We start from the raw sequence: 21718 nt of genomic DNA, 5'->3' as shown, positions 1-21718 counted from the left end.
GGTTTGGAAAATCTAAGAAAAATTTGTTTTTATTAGATTTCTAAATCCTTCAATACAGACTCAATTCGTTTTCGGTTCACTCCAAAATCAGATTTTCCCAATCGAGAGGCGGACCGAAAGTGAAGGAGTTTATTTTTCTCATCAAAATAGAATTCAACATCGTCAACATATCGCATAATGAGAGAAGTAAACTCGGCATATATATAATTCGAATTTACGTGGATTAGTTTCGTCCGAGGTGATTGCTCTAACTTTCCTTTCAAGATCGCCTGTGCATCCGTTAAAGATTTTTTATAGGGAACCGAACTTCGGTAGTGTTCTTTATCAGTAGGATCGGCAAAACTACTAACACAGTTGGGTGTAGTCGGACAATTTGCTAATTTTTCGGATTTGATTCCGAGATAATCAGGCCTTGTGCCCGTGCAACCGCTTAGGAAGTAGAGGACTGTGATGGCGGATATTGCTGCAATTTTATAGTTCATTGGATTTGATTCCTCTGCTAAGACTCTATTCCTAGACTTATAGTTTTTGTGATAGGGAAAAAGTGAAACAAAGGAAAAGGTAAGTCACTTACTTTTTACAGTCGGGAAAGATTGTGATTCGGTGTATTTGGAAAGTCACTTTCTTTATCAAATCGGTGGAATATGAAACTCGCTTTCTAAAGTAAGTCAGTTTCATTCGAAAGCCAGTCTTTGGAGTCAATCCTGCAACTTTTAACCCATTTTCCTAGGTAGGCCAGTAAATGCGAAACTTGCCTTCAAAAGAAAGCCACTGTAAATAGAATCTCGCTTTCTAAAGTAACCCCTTATCATTAGCAGCTTACTTCCCATGGCAATCCAGTAGAATTAGAAACCCGCTCCCAAAAGAAAGCCACTGAAATTAGAAACTCAGTTTCCAAAGTAACCGACTTTCCTTTTTCCCCTCCACCAATTCCAGTCTCAGGATGAAATTTAATCCCTATTTCGCACCTGAAATTTCTTACTTTCCTATCCTATTCTGGCCTATTTCCGCAATTGACAGATCGGAACGAAAAGAGGATAGGGAAAGAACTAAGTCTTTATGGAAATTGGCGAAGAAATCGGGAAATATGGTATGATTAAGAAAAAAGAATGGACAAATTGTGGAATAAGTAATTGTTTATTTCTAACGTTCGATATAAATAAAAGGATTCTTTTGTGCCTAAGATAGTCGATCACGATCTTTACCGAGTGGAGCTTTTGACAAAGTGTATGCCTATCTTTGTTGCGAAGGGAGTTTCTTCGGTTTCGATGCGCGAGTTATCGAAGGAGTTGGGTGTTTCTACGGGAACTCTTTATCATTACTTTCCAACAAAGGAGATTCTCTTTGAGTCTATGGTCAAACAACTCGTTGCCATTGATGAAAAAGAGATTCGAGAGTTATCGGAAACTCAGTTTAGTCTGGAAGATATTATGAATTTCGTTGCAAAACGGGAAGATCATTTTATGAACTTGATTTTGCTGGCAGTGGATGTAAAGAGACAACTGAACGAATCCAATGACTTGGCTGTGTTAGTCGAGGATTCTTTTACTGCTTATCGAACAGCTTTGGATCAATTTTTTCCTTCCGATACTAATGTAAAAGCGGGGAAGGCTTTTTTGTCTTTTTTTATCGGTGCATTGTTTTTGAAAAATAAAGCCACTGAAGTAACAGACTGGCCGGAACTATTTGAAGGTTTAAGGAACTTGATGGCATTATTCCAAAGCAAAAAATAAGGAGATAGGTATGGCTCTTACCAAACGATTTAGTTTTTTACTTTGTTACATTTTACCTTTGTTAGTGGTTGTGGCAGAATGGTTTGGGGGAGTTACCTATACTATCGTTCCGATCACAGTTTTTTTTCTATTACCAATTTTAGATTTAGTTATAGGAAAAGATAATTCCAATCCAGCCGAATCCAATTTTTTAAACTTACAAAACGATTCTTTTTTCCGTTATTTAACGCAAGGTTGGGCTTATCTACAACTCATCTTTGTGGTTTGGTCAATTTATCGAATTGTATTATTTCCACATTCAATTATGGAATTCCTGTTATTTGCAACCGCTGTTGGAATTGTCACTGGCGGAATTGGAATCACAGTTGGCCATGAACTTGGTCATAAAAATACTAGATACGAACAATTCCTTGCTAAGATGATTTATATGACTGTTTGTTATATGCATTTTTATATAGAACACAATCGAGGACACCATACCAATGTATCGACTCCTAACGATCCCGCTTCTTCTAAAAAGAACCAATCCTTTTATAGGTTTTATCCTCAAACTGTGTTAGGTGCCTATAAATCTGCGTGGGGTCTTGAGAAAAAACGTTTAAGTAAATTAGGTTTGAGTGTTTTTCATTATCGAAATGAGATGATTTGGTATTCAGTCATCACAATTATTTTTTTAGTTTGTATGGTAATCTTCGGAACCATACTTCGTGATGGAGAAGTCCCTTTTGAAGTTCTTGGTTTTTTATTGTTACAATCATTTGTTGCATTTTCTCTTTTGGAAATGACAAATTATATTGAACATTATGGTTTGAAACGAAAAGAAGTGTCTGATGGTAAATTTGAGAAAGTTTTACCAGTTCATTCTTGGAATCAAAATTATTTTGTTTCGAATGCTCTTTTGTTCCAATTACAAAGGCATTCTGATCATCATGCTAATGCCGGCCGAAGATACCAAGCGCTTCGGCATTATGAAGAAGCTCCCCAGTTGCCTTTTGGTTATGAATTGATGATTCTAATTGCTCTCGTACCCCCACTCTGGTTTTCCATGATGAACCCGATCCTGGAATCTTGGGAAAAAAAACAAAACACAATATCTTAAGGTATGAATTCGAAACAATTGTTGAGGAATTTTATCTGAGAAACAAGTTTATCTCACAAAAAATAAAATTCATTGTGAGATAAACGGAAATTTGTTTTTATTTAGATTCCGATTCGGCGAGAACAGATCGTTTTGTTTTTAGAATCGAAAACAATAGATACAGTAAAGCCGCGACCCCTAAATAAAAGAATCCAGTGGCAATATAACCGGAAATAGGTGGATAGAGCAAACTAAAACTAAAGTCTGGGTTTTCCACTTCTTGTAACAAAGTGGCCGTTTTTGGGTCGTTGTTTTTGATTTCATCACCCGTAGGGTAAGTGTATGGATCAAAACTTGGTAACCACTGGTATGGGTTTCCGTAATAGAGTGCATATCCGTCTTTGCTGCTGTCTTGGTTTGCAAAAAAATAAATTTCTTCTAAGGGTTGAACTGTGATTACATTTTTTAAATGTAAGGTTTGATTTTCACCATCATAGATTTGAATTTCAAATTCTCGGCTGATGGTTTTGGAAAGTGGGATTTCTGCATAAGTGCCATCAGCTTTGTTATGACTGACGGTTCCTTCGAATATAGTTTCCCATTCCTTTTTGTCGACTTTTCCGCGAACAGTCACCTGGCGTTCCCAGTTTCCTTCTTCAAATTCTAATTTTAAAATTTGAAATGCTGACTGCGATTCATTGGCGAAGGAAAACTTACAAAGGTTTTCAGCAAGTTCTGGATTGGTTACAGAATGTGATTTCTCCCAATAAAGATTTTTATTTTGTTTGGCTCGGAAAGCAGATGGGAATTTTAAGTCGGAGCCCGGTTCTGCTTCCAAACGAATGAATCTATGTTTTGTTCCACTTAAATCAATTTCGCTTGTGGATTGGTTCCCGTATTTATATAGGAAAACAGATTTTGATTCCAAAAATTGGTCTGGGTTATCACCTAACTTGAGTGTGACTGATGTTTCGTAGTCATAGGAGTTCGTAACAGAAAGTTTTGTATAATTCATTCCCTCTGGTAATTTAGGAAGTTCCAAAACATAAATTTCCATTTCATCTTTTTTGGAAAATAATAGTTCTGGTTTTACTTTTTCCGTATTTTTTGCTACTTCTTCGGCATTTTGGATATGGTAAGGAACAATTTCTCCGTTGTAAGTAACACGAAGGTCTCCATAAAAAGAATGTTTATAAACATCTTCATCTAAGGTGAGTTTTACAACTCCGTTAGGAGAAAGGTTTCCTGCGATTTTTAAATCTTTTTTGTATTTAAAGTTTTGAACCGCAAGTGGACGGCTCATCAATTCAGAAGTAATAACACTAATAAATAAAATAGGGAGTAAATACTTGGTCTTCATTTTGTTTCCTTTTTGAAATGATTGTATAATGTTCCTGTTACGATGAGCGTAACTCCTAAGAATAAACCTGCGAGAATTCGATAACCCAAACTCAAATTCCAGAAATCATAAAGATAGAATTTTAAGATGACTAAGGTTAAGGAGCCAAAACCGACATATTTAAGTGGTTGGATTCTTTTTGCAAATCCTACCGATAACGCAATCAGTCCATACACAATCAAACTAAGTGTGTAGAGAAATAATTGTTTCTCCTCAGGAAATCCAAGATAAATTTCCACAAAGGTTCCGAGTAAAAAGTAAGGATAGGCGGCATACAAAAAGAGTTTGGATAACTCAGAAAACTTTCTGCTGTAAAAATAAGAAACGACTAGATACGCTGATCCCGTTGCAAAAATTAAAAATCTTCCATTGAGAAAAGGGATTTCGTTAAAAGAGCGATAGGTGAATGCAAAAACATAAAACAGGGCAAAGAACCAAACGGGAAATGCAGCAAAGTACATATACATTTGTTTGGAATAGGTTGAGGCAACAGTCACAAGAAAGGCAAAACTGATTAGGCTAAACGCTAATAGTTTTCCTGTGGTTCCAATGACAATTAGGCTTACGATAAAGGGAAGACCAAAGAGGCCAATCAAGTCGTAGATTTTTTTCTTCTCAATACTAAGCTCTGTTTTCCGAATGGAACGTTCATACAATCCGTAGAATACGATTAGGATTAAGGTAAGTAAAAATGGTTTGGCCACTGGATAAAAAACAGAAAAAACCCAGAAAGACTGAACAAATCCAAGTCCAACGGTAAAGCCGATTGTGACTAAGGTGAGGATTGGTTCTTTGGATTTTGTCGTTTCTAATGTTTGGAATTCTCTGAGTAAAAATAAAACAAAAACACCTAATTGAAAAACAATTGGGAAAAATGGTTTTGCATCCACTAAATTGTCATTCGCCCATCCAACAAAAATTAGGTGGTTTGCTGCAAGTAAAATGAGTGGTATTACTTTCCAACCTGTATCTTTTCTCACCCAAAAGAATAATACATTCCAAAGGAGTAAATAGGTGAATAAAAAAGGATAGGAGTTTTGGCCAGTAGAAAGAAGGAGGGGAACAAGGAAGGCACCAAAAGATGCAAACCCAAACAACACTTCGCTTTTTTGTGCATGTGCGATGGCTACCGTAGTTAAACTAATGATAAGGAGTCCAACAAAACATGTTTCCGTAGAGTACAAATCGTACCATAAATATCCTGAATAATAGGCAGAAAACAAAACGGCAATCCCCAGTCCCAAAAGACTTGGTGAGAGATAGGGTCTTGTTTTTCGTACTCGGTATCCATAGAGTAAAATAGGAATCGCAGATACGAGTCCGATCCAAATACGAACCGATTCATTGATCCAATATTCTTCGATGGCTAAATAGAAAAACCAAATGGAGGCAAGTAGTAAGGAAAAGACTCCTAACTTAACAAATAAGTTTTCTCCAATCCATTCCACAAACCAATTGGGGCCTTCTTTTAACGGAACTTCTGTTTGGTGAGTTTCGACAGGAATTGGTTTTGGAACAGGTGGGGTAACTTGTTTCTGAGTGACTTTAGGACTCGATTGGGATAAAACTCTTTCTTTTAAAAAAGAAAGTTCCCTCTCCATAGACTGGATCCTTGTGAGGATCTCTTGGGTTTCTTTTTCTTCCACGGAGGAAATGGTTCACATCCGTGGAAAGAGGGGAACTACTTTTTATTCTGGATCGCTCCACATTCCATTTTCGCGAATGAGTTCGATGAGTTGGTCGGCAGCTTCCACCTCAGACACTCCTTTTTTGACAATTTCTTTCCCTTTGTAGAGATGAACCTTACCAATTCCGGCTCCGACGTATCCAAAATCGGCATCCGCCATCTCCCCAGGACCATTTACGATACAACCCATAACGGCGATTTTCACACCTTTTAGGTGGCCTGTCATTTTTTTGATCATCGCCGTTGTGGATTGTAAATCAAACATGGTGCGGCCACAAGAGGGGCAGGAAATATACTCTGTCTTTGTTAGGCGAAGTCTCGTGGCTTGTAAAATATCAAAACTTAAAACAAGGGATTCTTCTGGTTCCCCATCACCATAGGAAAGGCGCACCACATCTCCAATTCCATCGAGTAAACTCCCTCCGACTTGGATCGAAGATTCATATAAAAGTTGTTCTTTATTTTCGGATTTTGTGACAAGGGTGATGGGATAATCTGATTCACTTAAATGAAAAGCTAACTTTCGTATGGTGAGTAAATCTCCGTTTTTAACCGAAAAAATTAAATTTTGAATTTTTCTTTTTTGGGATTCCCTTACAATTTTTTCCACTAAGTGAATGTCTTTCGCATCAATACTCCATTCGATACATCTTTTGTCTTTTGCGAAACGTGTGACAAAATCCAAAAGGTCATCCCATGACTCTTCTGATTCTTGGAAAAAAATACTTGGGTTGATCACCCATTTATGGATCCGGTAGAGGTCTTCTGCTAAACTATCGTATTGATAGGTAAGTTCTTTCGATAATTCCACGGAAACAGGAAGAGGGAAAGATCCTCTTCGAACCATCGTTCCCAGCGATAACAAATCCATTTCCGATTGGATTTCAAAATGGATCAACTCGGGGATTCTGCCTGATTTGGTTTCTCTTTGGATGAGGTTTAGAACTTCTTCTGCTGACTCTGAACCAAAAAATGGAAAACTAATTTCGATCCGCACAGGAGACGCATCCCCAAGTTTTGTATCTCCCAAACTTAATTCTTTGGAATAGAATCTAGAGTATTGGAAAGGATCACGAAATTCAGTATAAATGGTTTCTCTGTTTTGTGAAACCGAGGCATCTGATGCGGACGTAACATTTGTGGAAGTAGATCCATGATTTAGTTCATTTAGAAAACTTTCATTGTACTTCTTAACTAATTCTTTCGCAACCGGGATTTCATAAATGGCATCTTCGGTAAGAGATACACGTATGGTATCTCCAAGTCCATCTTCCAACAAACTTCCAATTCCGATTGCTGATTTGATCCTTCCATCTTTTCCATCCCCAGCCTCAGTCACACCTAAGTGTAAGGGATAATCCATTCCTAAATCATAAAATCGAGAAACTAACATTCGATAGGCTTGGATCATCACTTGTGGATTGGAAGCCTTCATCGAAACAACGATATCTTGGTAGGAGTTTCTTTCCGCGATGCGGATAAACTCCAATGCCGATTCTACCATCCCGAGGGGAGTGTCGCCAAACCGATTCATGATCCGGTCGGATAGGCTTCCGTGATTGGTTCCAATCCGCATGGCCACACCTAGTTCTTTGGCGCGAAGGACCAGGGGAGTAAATACTTCTTCTATTCTTTCTAACTCTTCGTTGTAGTCTTTGTCTGTGTATCCGATGATTTCAAATTTTTTTTTGTCAGCAAAGTTACCTGGATTGATTCGCACCTTCTCAACCCATTCCACACATTTGAGAGCAACTTGTGGAGTAAAATGTATGTCTGCCACCAAAGGCACTTTTAGTCCCAATTCTTTCATCCTTTGACGGATATTGGGTAGGTTGTCCGCGTCCGCTTGACTAGGGACTGTTAGGCGAACGATTTCGGATCCAGCTTTTTCTAAATCGGAAATTTGTTTGATACTGGCTTCCGTATCTCTTGTGTTAGATGTAATCATGGATTGGATACGAATTGGGTTTTTCCCACCAATTCCAACACCTCCCACCATCACTTCTCGGGTGGGACGTCTTTTATAGAAAAATGGCGATTCGTTATATTTCGTGCTCATTTGAATCTTATGTTCTCATTATCTAGGAAATTAAATTCGAAATTTTGGGCAAGCAGTATGAAAAAAATCTGTGGGTTTCAATTTCCATCCTTTGAAGACCGAAAATCTATTTAGGAAGAATACCCCTTAGTTTTGGATACGATGAATACTGAAGTAAAACAAGGCCTACAGAGAAAATACCGGGTGCAAGTCACGGTCGCAATCTACCGCGAGGGAAGTTTGTCCTACAAAAGTGAAATCCTATCGCCTGCCTATTATGACAAACGCCAAGAAGCCCGGGACCATATCCGTCAGGAAATTCGCGAAAGATTGGCACATTCAAAATTCTTCCGTTCGACTCGTTTGGACTACGATTTAGTTCGGTATACCGAAGAAGGAAGTTGTAATACCTTCCTTCGTTATAGCATCCAAGACTCGGAAATTTGAATCCTCAGAAAAAACTCCACGAATGGTATTTAATCCATAAGCGGGATCTCCCGTTTCGAAAGAAAAAGCAAGCCTATCCTATTTGGATTTCAGAAGTGATGCTCCAGCAAACTCGCGTTAATGCAATGTTGCCATTGTACGAATCCTTTATGAAACGTTTTCCAAATCCGGAAACCTTAGCCCAAGCAGAAGAAGCGGAAGTCCTAGCAAATTGGAAGGGGCTTGGATACTACAGCCGTGCGAGAAACATAAGAAAGGCGGCCATCTTTTTAGTTCAAAATTATAATGGATCCTTTCCGAAAGACCTAAATTCTGTTTTGAAACTTCCTGGAATTGGAAACTATACGGCAAGGGCAATCCTTTCTATTGCTTATGACCTTCCTCTGGCAGTTTTAGATGGAAACGTAAAACGGGTTTTATCTCGTTACTATGGTTATACGGATAATATTTTAGGTCCCAAAGCGGATAGTGAATTACAAAAGAAAGCGGATGAGTTTTTAAACAAGGATCATCCCGGCGATCACAACCAAGCCATGATGGAACTCGGCGCTACCGTTTGTTTGCCTGAGTCACCTAAATGTCTGTTATGCCCTCTCACAGAATCCTGTTTTGCGAGAATCCACCAACAAACCGCAGAGATTCCTCTCCGTGAAAAAAACAAAAAACAGACCTTACTGACTGGTGAGATTCTTGTATTCGTTTATCAAAAATCCATTCTCCTCCTTCGGGAGCCTAGGATGCGTTTTCTGAAAGGGATGTTTCACTTGCCTTATGGATTTATTGGTGAGGTTCCCGAGGAAACGTACGAACCCTCTCTGCTTTTTATATCCTTAAAAAAAACAATTCCAACCAAAACCTATCAACCAATTGGCCAGTTCAAACATACCATCACTCACCATAAAATGGTTTTTTCGGTGTATTCCCGTAACTTGGAAGAGAAAGATTCTCTAGAAGGATTGGCAAAGAAATTCGGTGTCGAAAGTAAGTGGGTGAGTCTTTCTGATTTGGAAACGGAGTTTCCATCTTCTCTCGCATCCAAGGTAAAAAAGTTTTTGCTTTACTTGTAATCTTAGTTCGCTTACGATTCACGGGCTATGGCTCCAATCATTGTTTGGATTGAACAAATCGTTTCAAACATCCCATTGCCTATTTTAGAGGTTTGGGGCCGGTTCGCATTTTTACTAGGATCCATCATTTCTATTTTCGCATTTACCGGATTTACCTTTCGGAATGGGAAATCCTTTCGCATTTCACGAGAAGTTTGGAATTGGAACCTAACTAGTTTTTATTGGTTTCTCATCACTTTTGTTTCGATCTTTGTAACTGGGTATTTGGGAAGTTCTATTGTTCTCATTCCAGGAGCCCAAACCTTAGAAAGCCTAAAAGATTTATCCGTATTTCTCTGTTTGAATTTTTTTGGTTATCCGGCGCTCCTTGCGGTTCCTTTTGCTTACGGGTTGTCTGATCTTATCGAAGGGGTTCCGCCAGAATTTTTATGGGACTGGTTGCCCGGGTATTTTATCAACCCAACTATGTTTTGGTTGTCTTACCAGATGATTGGTAAGTCTCCTGACTTTCGGAAATTTAGGATTTGGGTTTATTACTTTCTTTTCGTTTTATTATTTTTAATCCTCGAGCCGTTTTTATGGGGATTTTTATGTTCGGAACAATTTGGAGCGGAGATATCTTATCGTACAGTTAGTTCTGCTTTACTTTTCACAACAGGCATCACTTGGATTCTCGCACCATTTGTGATGTTTGTAACTTTTCCAATTATTCGAAAGATAGGATTTTTTTGGGCAGAAGTTCCTGGCCAAGTCAAAGAAGTTACTTTATCTGACCCTCAAACCATTTGGAAGTCCGGTCCCAAAGAATGGGATATCCTCCAACCAGAATCGGATACCCGAACAGGAATCTCTTTGCAGTTATTCATTGTGACTCCTTTTGTTCTTTTGGTTTTGTTTCTTGTGGGAGTGACTGCTTATGTAACTCTCAAAAATGCAGAAAACTCTGCCTACCAAATGGTAGAAGTGTTACATAGGCAATGGTCAAAAAATATCAACTTGAGTTTTGATCGTTATTTATCCGAACTTCCTAAATCATCCATTCAGAATTTTGATCCCATTGATTTGGTTCAAGTTTTGGATGAATCCAAAGTGAATAATCATGGCCATGTTTTTTTGTTAGATGAACATTTGAATCCTCTTGCTTCTTTATCAATGGGTCTTGGGAAAACCCGGTTACAAGAAACTGTTAGAGTTGAGTTAAAAAAACTAGGGAATGAAATTTATACCTCTGAAAAAAGATTTAGTTTTGCCATTGTTACTAAAAAACCACTCTCACGAGAAAATTGGAATGCAATGGTAACCATTTATACTCATCCCAACTTAAAAGAAAAAACATATCTGATTACTCTTTTTCCTAATTCATTTTATTTAAGCGGAGTCATCTCCGGAAATAGTGAATCTGCTATGGTTTTTGCTTGGGCGATTTTACTCAGTTTGCTTCTGGCAGTTGTAATTGCTGAATTTGTGACAAGGCCAGTATTATCCTTTGCAAAAGCATCCAAATCATTGGCCAAAGGGGATTGGGACATTCCTGTTGGAGAAAGTATGATTGCTGAACTCAAAGATTTGTCGGAAGCATTTCGTTTTATGTCTTCGGAACTCAAACAAAGTTTTGAACGAGTGGAAGAAAGCCAACGTTTGGTGATGGAAACCAATTCCAATTTAGAAGATAAAATTGGTCAAAGAACAGAAGCGCTGATCGAAAGTAATCGGAGTCTTGTGGAGATGATAGAGACAAAGGAAAAAATTCTCATCGATTTACACAAAACTCAAACCCAACTTCTACAGAGTGAAAAGTTAGCAGCACTTGGTCAATTTGCTGCAGGGATCACTCATGAACTGAACACTCCGCTTGGTGCCATCACTTCCAGTGTACATACCATGTCTGAGATCTTAAAAAATGATGTTACCAGTTTGCCTGAATTTTTAGAATCTTTAAATGTTTCTGAAAGAGATGACTTTCGACATCTACTCCATATGAGTGTTTCCTTTGGATCTCGTAATTCAGGACTTCTCAATCGTATGGAAAAAAAAGAAAGATTGGGAATTCTAAATTCGCACCAAATTGAAAATCCAGAAGAGATGATGGATGATTTGGCTTCTCTTGGAATCCTCCAATTGGATGAGCCACTTTTAAAAATTTTAAAGAAACCAAGAACTGGAATCATTCTACAAAATGTTCTGATTTTAGGCAGTTTATATCGTTTGGTTTATGTTGTACAAACGGCTACAGAAAAAGCAGCTCATGTTGTGAATGCCCTGAAACATTATCTTTATACAGATCGACTGGAAACAGAAACAAACTTTCAAAAAGTTCATATTCCTACAGAACTTGATTCGATTCTCACTTTATACCAAACAAAAATTAAAAATGATGTCGAAATCACCAAACTTTATACTACGACTGATTATTGTTTGGCGGAAAGGGATAAACTCAACCAAGTTTGGATCAATATCATTAACAACGCGTTACAAGCAATGGACTATCGAGGAAAATTACGAATCTCTGTTTCCTCAAATGAAGATACAGTCATTACTAGCATCCATGATACGGGAAAAGGAATTGCAGTAGAAATTCGAGACAAAATTTTCCTACCTTTTTTCACTACAAAAAAACATGGCGAAGGAATTGGGCTTGGGCTTGACATTTGTAAACAAATCGTAGAAAAGATGAGGGGTTCGATTGAATTTTCGTCAGACGAAAATGGAACAGAGTTTAGGGTTTACTTGCCAAAGGCAGAAAAAGGGGAACGAGATTGAATTTTACGCAGTTGCAACATGAGAAAAACGCAATTCTTTGCGTTGATGATGAACCCATCCTGCTTTTGTCCCTCGTACAAGAACTAAAACGCGAGATTGGTGGGAGTTATACCTACGAAACTGCGCAAAATCCCGAAGAAGCCATGGAAGTGATCGATGACCTCTGTAGTTCTGGTGTGGAAGTGATTCTCATTTTGTCTGATTGGCTGATGCCGGGAATGCGGGGAGATGAATTTCTCATCCAAGTTCACCAAAAATACCCTCAAATCAAATCCATCATGATCTCGGGCCATGCCGACCGTGACGCCATCAACCGCGTCAAAGAAGAGGCAAAAACCTACGCCATTTTTTCCAAACCTTGGAACACCCGAGAATTACTCGATGCAGTTCGTTTCTGTTGCAATTTGACCTAAGTCCCATTTTCTGGACTTAAGGTGCGTACCATATACATTCGCAAACTCCGATTTGAAGAGGCTCGTATCAAATTAGAACGAGAGCTCCATGAAGCCTTTATGGACGGGGAATCCTACGTCGAAATTTTGCATGGTATTGGGGAAGGAATCCTCCGCCGAATGGCGATTGACTACGTGGAGACTTGCGATTTTCTGAAACTAGTGGAGACCGATCCGATGTTTCGGTCCAATCCGGGCGCAACGATGGTAGAAATTCTCGCTCCGTCCAAAGAATACATCAACCGATTGAAATCATGACCGAATCTAATTCTCGCATCGAAATCCTGGACGTCACTTTAAGAGACGGGGAACAAACCAATGGTGTTTCTTTTTCCTGGCAACAAAAGCTAAACATCACCAAACATCTATTAAAAGATCTAAAAACAGATCGTGTCGAAATTGCTAGCGCTCGCGTTTCTCCTGGTGAGTTTGAAGCCGTTAAAAAAATTGTAGAGTGGGCAAAATCAGAAGGCCTTCAAAATCGAATCGAAATTTTAGGGTTTGTGGATTATGATAAAACAGTAGAGTGGATGAACGGAACAGGAGTTCGAGTTCTCAATCTCCTCACAAAAGGATCACTCAACCACCTAACAAACCAACTTCGAAAAACTCCAGCAGAACATTTTGCAGACATTCAAAAAACAGTAGAGTTTGCTGCGAAATCTGGGATCACTGTGAATGTTTATTTGGAAGATTGGTCCAATGGATACACTCATTCTCGTGATTATGTTTTAGAATATTTAAGTGTTGTATCCAAGTATCCTGTCAGCAAATTTTATTTAGCAGATACACTTGGTGTTTTGTCGCCTGCAGAAGTCCGAAATGCAATCACTGATTTAGTAAAAGAATTCCCTAAACTTTGGTTTGAGTTTCATGGCCATAATGATTATGACTTGGCTGTTGCCAATTGTTTAGAAGCAGTCTCTGCCGGAGCTCGTGGCCTACATGTGGCTGTGAATGGTCTTGGGGAAAGAGCGGGTAATTCACCTTTAGAGGCAGTTGTCACTGCTTTACATGACAAAACAAAGTATCGAACTTCTGTCATAGAAAAAGAAATCACTAGTGCATCTAGACTTGTCCAAGTTTTTTCTGGGAAACGTATTTCGGATAACCGTCCGATTGTCGGGGAAGATGTATTCACACAAACGGCAGGTGTTCATGCAGATGGGGACAAAAAAGGAAATTTATATGCCAATCCCATTTTACCAGAACGATTTGGTAGAAGCCGTGTATACGCATTAGGGAAGTTAGCTGGTAAGGCGAGTATTACTGAAAATTTAAAACAGTTGGGAATGGTTCTTTCTCCCGAAATTGAAAAAAAAGTTTTAGAACGAGTGATCGAACTGGGAGACCAAAACAAAACGGTCACAAAAGAAGACCTACCGTACATTATCTCTGACATCACTGGTGAAAATTTAGAAGCCAGTTTTCGTATCGAATCTTGTACGGTGACTAGTGGAATTGGTGTCAAACCTAAGGCCGAAGTAAAGGTCAATTACTTAGGAAAGGATTACGCGGCTAAGGGAGAAGGGGATGGTGGTTATGACGCTTTTATGAATGCCCTCGGTAAAATTCTAAAAGATTTAAATATCAAAATCCCAAAACTTTCTGATTATGAAGTAAGGATTCCACCCGGTGGAAATACCAATGCCCTTGTGGAAACGGTGATTACTTGGAAAGGTGATGGCGAAACCAATCCCATCCGAACCATCGGAATTGACTCTGACCAACAAGTGGCAGCTGTTAAGGCCACAGAACGATTGTTACATATTTTACTCGGAAACGTATGATTCATTTTTTAATCGTAGGCCTCGGTAATCCAGGGGATAAATATAAAAACACCCGCCATAACATTGGTTTTATGGTTCTTGATGCATTGGCATCTAGTTTTGGTGTTTCTTTTAAAGATTCCAAAAAATATGCAGATTCCTCTCATACTTGGGAAGGAGATAAAATCCACCTTTTGAAACCTTTGGAATTTATGAACCTTTCCGGAAAGGCAACTCAAACCCTTGCCAATCTATATAAAATTCCCGCAGCGCAAATCCTAGTCGTCCAAGACGAAGTGGATTTACCTTTTGGTAAGATAAAAAATAAAATTGGGGGCGGAACCGCTGGCCACAACGGACTAAAAGATATCGTTGCAAAACTCGGTACGCAAGACTTCCATAGGTTGCGGTTTGGGGTAGGTAAACCTGAAAAAGGCGGAATGGAAGTGGCAGACTTTGTTTTGCAAAATTTTAATTCGGAAGAACGAAATACCTTGGATAGTCTAATTAAAGAATCTATTAACAAAATAGAAGATTGGATCAAAACAAATCGGAATCTGATCAAAAAAGAAACAAATGCGTAACTTAAGGTTATCGCTTAATAAAAGTAGAATATAAGGTTAACATCATTGTCCATGTCAAATGAAAAAGAGACAGCTATCAATCTTCGTAATCTCCTCTTTCAAACCGTCTTATCAATTGTTATTGTTTTAGTAATTGTTTTTGGATTGGCTTTTTTCTTTCGAAAGGAACTTTTGGGGTTTAGCGAACACTTTGTCCGTATTTTTGGATACTGGGGACTATTTGTTGGAATGATTTTTTCGGATAGCCTTCCTGCCTTCGTTCCGCCCGATGCTTTCCTCATGCTTGCCATCACCGGCGAAATGGATCCTTTAAAAACAATTCTATCAATGTCCTTTGGGAGTATCCTTGGTGGGTCTTTGGCTTATTTGATTGGATTGTATGTGATTCCGCGATTTCATTTGGGAAGACAAATGGTTTTGCATTATGAAGATAAATTACTTCCTTACTTACGTAAATATGGATTTGGGGCTGTGGTTCTCAGCGCCCTCACTCCCATTCCTTATTCTTGGATGGCTTATACTGTTGGAACCTTTAAGATGCGTTATTCGTTGTTTTTACTCGGTTCTCTTTTTCGTTTTGTTCGTGTGACTGTATATTTTTATGCCATGTATCTGGGATGGATTACAGGAGGATAAATGTCGGAAGACCGGTTGTTCCCAAAATCTGTGGACGAAGTTATTTTGGAGAAGGTAAGATTTTTCTTTTTACCAGATCGAACAGCTGCCTTCGTTAAAAATTTGGTGGATGGAAAAGTATCTGAAAGGTCTCTCATTTGTTGTAACTCCGGTTGTGATGTTTGTAATGAAACCATATACAACTGTTATATGGCAGTAAAAAAAGAATTGGAAAAATCTTAAATTGGATTCTCTTTTTTCGCAGAACAAACAGACCCCTCTCGCTCATGCGGTCAGGCCTAAAACTTGGTCTGAGTTTGTAGGGCAAACTCAAGTGGTTCAGTCACTTAGAGCCATTTCTAAACCCACCTCCATTTTGTTATACGGGCCACCCGGTTCGGGAAAAACCACATTGGCTCATCTTCTCAGCCAAGGATGGAATCTGCAAAACCGTTATCTCAGTTGTGTGACCAGTGGTTTGAAAGAGGTAAGAGAAGTTTTAGATGAAGCCAAAAGACAGGGAACGATTGTTTTATTTTTAGACGAAATCCATCGTTTTTCTTCCTCACAACAGGATGCACTTCTTTCAGCAGTGGAAGAAGGCGAAATCATATTGATTGCTGCTACCACTGAAAATCCCAGCTTTCGAGTGAATAAAGCACTTCTTTCTCGGATGCTTGTGTATCGACTGACCACTCTTTCAGAAGAAGAAGAAAATTCTATTTTTGAAACTTGCCTTACAAAATTAAATCATAAGAGTACATTTCCAGAGGATTTAAAAAAGGAGCTCTTTCGCAGAAGTTCGGGTGATGCCAGGAAACTCCTTGGGTATCTCGAACGAATTTTAAGTTTTACAGAAGATACGGGAAGTATCAACGAATCCAAATTAGCTGAAATTCTAGGTGAAAACGTAATTTTTTATGATAAAAATAGTGAAAGTCATTATGATATCATCTCTGCTTTTATCAAATCCCTTCGTGGCAGTGACCCAGATGCTGCACTTTTTTATTTAGCACTTATGATCGAAGGCGGAGAAGACCCACTTTTTATTGCAAGAAGGCTTGTGATTTTTGCAAGCGAAGATGTCGGGAATGCTAGTGTCCATGCCCTTCCACTTGCCATCTCCACTTGGCATGCCGTCGAACGTGTCGGAATGCCAGAAGGAAGGATTCCTTTGGGGCAGTGTACTACTTTTTTAGCATCTGCTCCAAAGTCTAATGCTAGTTATCTGGCGATTGATCGGGCACTTCAATTAGTTCGGGAAAGAAAACGTGAGTTCCAAATTCCAAATCATCTTCGCAATGCTCCCACAGCCACACATAAGAAGGAAGGGGCAGGGAAAGATTACCAATACCCTCATGATTTTCCCGATCACTTTGTAAGAGAAAAATATTTTCCTGAATCCTTTTATCCGAATCCACCGAAGTTCTATGAACCAACAAACCAAGGGATGGAGAAAAATTTAAAAGACCAACTCAAAAAACTTTGGGAACCTGGGAAGTAAGTTCGATCATTCTAGAAACAGGTATCATTCAAATTTGAAAACAATTATCTATCGACCTTACTATGTTTTCGGTAATCTGTGTTCTCGACTTTTTTCTTTTTAACTCATTCCAGGAATACTTTCCTTTTTTGTTTGGCATGAACATGTTCGATTCGGGTCCAATACTTCTCTAGTTTTTCCAATTGATCCTTGTCATTTGTTGATTCTATCGCGAATTGTAAAAACTCCTTTGCTTTTTCAAAATCTCCTTTTTTTCCATATAGAACTGCTAGGTGGGTTGTGTTTTTTAAATGTTGTGGTTCTCTAAGGATGAGTCTTTCCGAATATTCGATTGCCTTATTGATCTTTCCTAACTTTTGATAAGCAAAAGATAAGGATAGTAGTATGTGGTTGCTGTCTGCCTTTAAGGATAAATATTCCTCGCCATACTTAATGGCTTGTTCGTATTCATTGTTTGCGATTCTAAATTTCATCAAATTTTGTAATACTTCTAGATTGTGTCGGTTGAGTTCGTAAGCATTTTCTAAAAGGGTTCGGGCTGCGACAAAATTTCCCTTTCGAATTTCTTGTTTGAACCTAGATACTTGCTCGAATCCATCTTTGATCAAGATAGTTTCTTCTTGTCGATCTGGACTAAATTCTAATCGGAATAGAGACAAGTCATCGGTAAGCTCTCCCGTTTGTTGGATGGATCGAACGATTCCAGAAAGATCACCTTCTCTTCTTCTCACATGTTCCAAAAAAAGTTTTTCATCTGTATTTAGAAAATGTTCACCGCTACAAGCACCATGAACCAAAATATCATCTTTTCCATCGGATCCACCAAAAAGTACATCTCCGATTTGTAATTGGAAAATGTTAATAGCAAACCGGTCTTGCGGAAGGGTAGCGCCAATTTTTAGATAACTGTATTTTGTTTTGATAAAACTTGGAACTCCATCTCTGTATAAAATTAAATGGGGATGTTCTGCATTTACAAAATATAATAGACCTGACTCGTCTTCGACTAATCCAAGAATGAGTGATACAAGCATAGTGTAGTCAAAACTCTCAAAGGTTTTGTTTAGTTCATCAAACACTTCACGTAACCACTGTTCTGGATAACGATTTTGGTATTCCTCTCTATTTTTGGTTCTTTCTATGATGGATCGAAATACCGCTCCGAGAACCAAAGCACCGGCAGCACCTTGTAAAGATTTTCCCATTGCATCTGCATTGATGAAAACAATATGTTTTTTCCCACGTAAGTAGACAGTGTGTGCAACAGATAAATCACCTCCAATTTCTCCTTGTTTTCCTTGGAAGGAAAATTCCTTCTTTTGTTTTGTTAAAAATTCTATTTTTACATTGGAACTTTCGATTTCAGTTCCTCCCAAAGGTTTCACAAGTAAGGAAGTTAAATAATAATCTCCATCTTGGTGGAGTTTGATCTTTTTGATTTCTTCGGCGGCTTTTCTTTTTTCAATTTCATAAGCGATACTTCGACTCATCATCTCAATGACTTCTATGAAATGGTTTTCGATCGGAGTTCCGCCTATCTCAGTGGAGAAAAAACCAATGGATCCTTCCATTTTCCCGTCAATGACTATCGGCGATTCTATGTACTTCAGAAATCCAAACTCTTTAAAAAAAGAGGTTTTTTGAAGGTTATCCTCTGAAGATAATATATCTTCAGAGAAGATTGTTTTTTTTGATTCATTTGCCTTTGCAAAAAAACTATCTACAATCCGAAAGGTCTCACCTTGTTTAAGGTCGCCTGATTCTCCTTCAATTTGTAAAATTTTATATTTATCTTGGCTCACTTTACTGATGATCCCAACCGGAAAATGAAATAGTTGTAATCCAGTTTTAAGATATCCTGAAAATAGATCTTCAATGGATTCGAAATGAGAAGTGGTGAGTCTGTGAATTTCTTTTAAAGAATGGCTGAGTGCATACACTGATTCGATGGCATGAGAAATATAAGTATCTGATTTACGTCTTTCCAGTTCCTGGGCTGTTCTCACAGAAAGTAGTTCTAAAATTCGAATCAGTCTATTTAGGTGAGGGATGTGTTTCCTGTTGAGAACCGCTATGACACCTATGATCTCTCCCGATCTTGATTTAAGAGGAAAACCGAGGTAATGGCTTCCTTTGATTGATAATACCGATTCAAAACCGGGATACCTATCTTCTAAATTCAAAGTATGGTAATAGGATTTAGTTTCGATCACTTCTGAACATGGAGCAATGTTACCATTGTAGGTTTTGGCTGCTGAAAGTTCTCCTAAATGAACCAAGGATAAAGTTTGAAATTGTGAGGATTCTTTTTTCCATTCAGAGATCCAAACGGCTGATAGGTGAAATATTTGTGAGAGTCTCAAAACTCTTGTCTGAAAAAAATCACCTGATGGGGGAGATAAAATCACAGAAGAAAATGATTCCAAAATTTCATGAGATTCTCTGGAAATTTCGTAAGGGTTGTAACTGGGTCTTGTTTCTGTAAACATTCCGGACTCCTTTTGTTTTAGGAAAAAGGAGGATTTCTCACTAAACAAGGAGTAATTCGCTATTGCAGATAAATATTCCGCTATAACGCACATGCGTTTATCTGAATGTAAAAGATTCTAGGCCATTTGGGGTGTGGCAGTTTGCATTCAGCTCACCCTTTTGTAAAAAACATCTTTCTTTCACCTCTCAGGGATTGCTAATTAATAATTACAATTTGTTAAGTCTGGTTCTATCTTAGGGGAATGGAATCATCTCACTTGTGACAAAAGTAAGGTATGCGATTTCTTCACTGACTTACTTTTTACAGTCAGTTACCTTTTCACCTAAATGCCAGGAGCATTGGCTTACTTATTTCATTCGGGAATCTATTTCACTCGCTTTCCCATTCTAGTGAGTTCCTTTTGAAACCGGTTATCTTTCTACAGCGAGTTTCTTTTGAAACCAGCTTTCCTTCTGCAGTGACTTTCTTTTGAAACCGACTTTCCTTTTCCAGGGCCTATCTTTTTACACTCGCTGGTAATCAAAATTGCCTGATTTTTGAGAGCCATTCTCAAATGAACGGTTTGGGACAACAATGATGAGAAAAATGGTCAGAAAAGAATCTCGCCTTGACATTTCAAAATAAGGATGAGATCATTCAAGGAATGGGTTCTGCTCCAGATAGTTTTGCTCCAATCCTTCTACAACTTTTGCTCGGAGTCGGTTTCTCCGCTCTGATCTTGACCCTTGCCTTCCTCATCAATCCGAAGAAAAAATCGAAACCTCAAGACACATTTGAATGTGGGGTTACGTATTACGGTGATGCCAGAGGACTTTTCAACATTAAGTTTTATCTTGTTGCGGTTCTCTTCATCCTCTTCGACATTGAAGCCGTCTTTTTATACCCTTGGGCTGTAAACTTAATCGGTTTCAAAGAAGCAGGTCTTGGAACTTTCTTTTTACTAGAGATGTTTTTCTTTTTACTCATACTTGTTGTGGGTCTATACTATATATGGAAGAAGGGAGCACTGGAATGGGATTAACAGAAACACTATCCAAACCGGGTGAGATGTTTGGCGATATGTTCCAAGTCGCTACACTGGACAATGTGGTACAATGGGGACAAAGTTTTTCTTTATGGCCTTATCCGTTTGCCACTGCTTGTTGTGGAATCGAATACATGAGTACATCTTGTGCTGATTATGACATCGCTCGTTTTGGTGCAGAACGTCCTTCTTTTTCTCCGCGCCAAGCCGATATGATTTTGGTACTCGGAACCATCACATATAAGATGGCTCCCGTATTACGCCAAATATACGACCAATTAGCCGAGCCAAAGTTTGTGATTTCTGTGGGTGCCTGTGCCTCGTCTGGTGGGATGTTTCACACCTACGGTGTGTTACAAGGTGTTGATCGAATTCTTCCTGTTGATGTTTATGTTCCTGGTTGTCCACCAAGACCGGAAGCACTTTTAGATGCTCTTGTGAAACTGCAAAAGAAAGTCCAAGGCCAAGGTTTGGAAGCTAGACGCCAAGAAGTCATGAGAAAAATCGAAGAAATCAACGAACGCAACAAACCTCTTGTAGTGGCATGAAAGAAACAATTACAGAATATTTAAACTCCAGGTTTTCCGATGTGTTACTCCCGCAAAGGGACATAAACACCAATTTACTTTATTTTAGTATCAAAAAGGAGTCCCTCCCTACCGTTGTACAAGCGCTAAAGGATCATCCTGATTTTGCTTTCATTTATCTGAATGACCTTACTTCTGTGGATTGGCTTGGGAAAAGAGATCCAAGGTTTGAGGTTGTTTATTTACTTCGTTCTCCTAAAAACAAACACTTCCGTTTGCAGCTGCGAGTTCCAGTGGGAGAGGGGGAAGAAGTTCCGAGTTTAGTTTCCATTTTTCCTGCGGCCAATTGGCCTGAAAGAGAAGTGTTCGACCTTATGGGGATTTCTTTTTCAAACCATCCTCAAATGGAAAGGCTCATTATGCCTGATAACTTTGTTGGACATCCACTTCGTAAGGATTATCCATTGGAAGGCCCGGGGCAAGATTATCTCATCGAAGATTTACTCACCATTCACGTGAACGAGGATATTACCGGTTAGGCGG

20 protein-coding genes are annotated in these 21718 nt (G+C 38.7%); 15 read left to right on the top strand and 5 right to left on the bottom strand.

Annotated elements, in window-relative coordinates; all coding sequences use genetic code 11:
- Positions 1–32: 32 nt before the first annotated feature.
- Positions 33–482 carry a DUF1499 domain-containing protein gene (locus EHQ70_RS05440; RefSeq protein WP_135584186.1) on the bottom strand — a complete coding sequence of 150 codons (450 nt, stop codon included), beginning with the start codon at positions 480–482 and terminating at the stop codon, positions 33–35.
- 747 nt (positions 483–1229) lie between these two features.
- Here EHQ70_RS05440 and EHQ70_RS05435 point away from each other — a divergent pair.
- Complete coding sequence (locus EHQ70_RS05435) at positions 1230–1733, top strand: TetR/AcrR family transcriptional regulator (RefSeq protein ID WP_135584381.1); 504 nt, start codon at positions 1230–1232, stop codon at positions 1731–1733.
- A 10-nt stretch (positions 1734–1743) separates the two neighbouring features.
- Positions 1744–2832, top strand: a complete 1089-nt coding sequence (locus tag EHQ70_RS05430; protein WP_135584184.1) for an alkane 1-monooxygenase — start codon at positions 1744–1746, stop codon at positions 2830–2832.
- 97 nt (positions 2833–2929) lie between these two features.
- Here EHQ70_RS05430 and EHQ70_RS05425 read toward each other — a convergent pair whose 3' ends face one another.
- Genes EHQ70_RS05425 through ispG form a run of 3 tightly spaced genes read right to left on the bottom strand, consistent with a single transcriptional unit; the run spans position 2930 to position 7956 of the window.
- The gene (locus tag EHQ70_RS05425) at positions 2930–4171 is read right to left on the bottom strand and encodes a hypothetical protein (RefSeq protein WP_135584182.1); all 1242 of its coding nucleotides are present in this window, start codon (positions 4169–4171) and stop codon (positions 2930–2932) included.
- Positions 4168–5856 (bottom strand): DUF2339 domain-containing protein, encoded by a 1689-nt coding sequence (locus EHQ70_RS05420; protein ID WP_135584180.1) that lies wholly within the window; start codon positions 5854–5856, stop codon positions 4168–4170. Before EHQ70_RS05420 ends, EHQ70_RS05425 begins: the two co-directional genes overlap by 4 nt.
- 42 nt (positions 5857–5898) lie before the next feature.
- Positions 5899–7956: a (E)-4-hydroxy-3-methylbut-2-enyl-diphosphate synthase gene (gene ispG / locus EHQ70_RS05415; RefSeq protein ID WP_135584177.1), complete on the bottom strand. Its 2058-nt coding sequence runs from the start codon at positions 7954–7956 to the stop codon at positions 5899–5901.
- A gap of 141 nt (positions 7957–8097) precedes the next feature.
- On the opposite strand from ispG, the gene EHQ70_RS05410 reads away from it, so the two are divergent.
- From EHQ70_RS05410 to EHQ70_RS05365, 10 genes are read left to right on the top strand one after another with little or no spacing between them, the layout of a single operon-like run.
- Positions 8098–8382 carry a hypothetical protein gene (locus EHQ70_RS05410; protein ID WP_004788885.1) on the top strand — a complete coding sequence of 95 codons (285 nt, stop codon included), beginning with the start codon at positions 8098–8100 and terminating at the stop codon, positions 8380–8382.
- Positions 8379–9449, top strand: coding sequence for an A/G-specific adenine glycosylase (gene mutY / locus EHQ70_RS05405; RefSeq protein ID WP_135584175.1), 1071 nt, complete (start codon positions 8379–8381; stop codon positions 9447–9449). The genes EHQ70_RS05410 and mutY overlap by 4 nt, the downstream gene beginning before the upstream one ends.
- Before the next feature lie 27 nt (positions 9450–9476).
- Positions 9477–12209, top strand: a complete 2733-nt coding sequence (locus EHQ70_RS05400) for a sensor histidine kinase (RefSeq protein WP_135584173.1) — start codon at positions 9477–9479, stop codon at positions 12207–12209.
- The gene (locus EHQ70_RS05395; protein WP_135584171.1) at positions 12206–12622 is read left to right on the top strand and encodes a response regulator; all 417 of its coding nucleotides are present in this window, start codon (positions 12206–12208) and stop codon (positions 12620–12622) included. The genes EHQ70_RS05400 and EHQ70_RS05395 overlap by 4 nt, the downstream gene beginning before the upstream one ends.
- A 21-nt stretch (positions 12623–12643) precedes the next feature.
- The gene (locus EHQ70_RS05390; RefSeq protein ID WP_135584169.1) at positions 12644–12919 is read left to right on the top strand and encodes a Smr/MutS family protein; all 276 of its coding nucleotides are present in this window, start codon (positions 12644–12646) and stop codon (positions 12917–12919) included.
- Positions 12916–14451 carry a (R)-citramalate synthase CimA gene (cimA, locus tag EHQ70_RS05385; RefSeq protein WP_135584167.1) on the top strand — a complete coding sequence of 512 codons (1536 nt, stop codon included), beginning with the start codon at positions 12916–12918 and terminating at the stop codon, positions 14449–14451. Before EHQ70_RS05390 ends, cimA begins: the two co-directional genes overlap by 4 nt.
- The gene (pth, locus tag EHQ70_RS05380) at positions 14448–15014 is read left to right on the top strand and encodes an aminoacyl-tRNA hydrolase (RefSeq protein ID WP_135584165.1); all 567 of its coding nucleotides are present in this window, start codon (positions 14448–14450) and stop codon (positions 15012–15014) included. The genes cimA and pth overlap by 4 nt, the downstream gene beginning before the upstream one ends.
- 51 nt (positions 15015–15065) lie before the next feature.
- A complete protein-coding gene (locus EHQ70_RS05375; protein WP_135584163.1) occupies positions 15066–15650 on the top strand; it encodes a YqaA family protein in 585 nt (194 codons plus the stop codon).
- A complete protein-coding gene (locus EHQ70_RS05370; RefSeq protein WP_135584161.1) occupies positions 15651–15872 on the top strand; it encodes a hypothetical protein in 222 nt (73 codons plus the stop codon). It begins immediately after the preceding gene.
- Between the two features lies 1 nt (position 15873).
- The gene (locus tag EHQ70_RS05365) at positions 15874–17133 is read left to right on the top strand and encodes a replication-associated recombination protein A (protein ID WP_135584160.1); all 1260 of its coding nucleotides are present in this window, start codon (positions 15874–15876) and stop codon (positions 17131–17133) included.
- Positions 17134–17237: 104 nt separating this feature from the next.
- On the opposite strand, the gene EHQ70_RS05360 is transcribed toward EHQ70_RS05365, so the two are convergent.
- On the bottom strand, positions 17238–19622 hold the full coding sequence (locus EHQ70_RS05360) for a SpoIIE family protein phosphatase (protein WP_135584158.1): 2385 nt from the start codon (positions 19620–19622) through the stop codon (positions 17238–17240).
- Between the two features lie 645 nt (positions 19623–20267).
- Between EHQ70_RS05360 and EHQ70_RS05355 the strand changes: the two genes are divergently transcribed.
- From EHQ70_RS05355 to EHQ70_RS05345, 3 genes are read left to right on the top strand one after another with little or no spacing between them, the layout of a single operon-like run.
- Positions 20268–20645, top strand: coding sequence for an NADH-quinone oxidoreductase subunit A (locus EHQ70_RS05355; RefSeq protein ID WP_004788658.1), 378 nt, complete (start codon positions 20268–20270; stop codon positions 20643–20645).
- Positions 20636–21196 carry an NADH-quinone oxidoreductase subunit B gene (locus EHQ70_RS05350; protein ID WP_100742528.1) on the top strand — a complete coding sequence of 187 codons (561 nt, stop codon included), beginning with the start codon at positions 20636–20638 and terminating at the stop codon, positions 21194–21196. The genes EHQ70_RS05355 and EHQ70_RS05350 overlap by 10 nt, the downstream gene beginning before the upstream one ends.
- Positions 21193–21714: an NADH-quinone oxidoreductase subunit C gene (locus EHQ70_RS05345; RefSeq protein ID WP_135584156.1), complete on the top strand. Its 522-nt coding sequence runs from the start codon at positions 21193–21195 to the stop codon at positions 21712–21714. Before EHQ70_RS05350 ends, EHQ70_RS05345 begins: the two co-directional genes overlap by 4 nt.
- Positions 21715–21718: the final 4 nt, after the last annotated feature.

It is taken from the genome of Leptospira congkakensis (assembly GCF_004770265.1).
GTDB classification, from domain to species: Bacteria; Spirochaetota; Leptospiria; order Leptospirales; family Leptospiraceae; genus Leptospira_A; species Leptospira_A congkakensis.
This window is presented reverse-complemented; position numbering and strand designations above follow the sequence as displayed.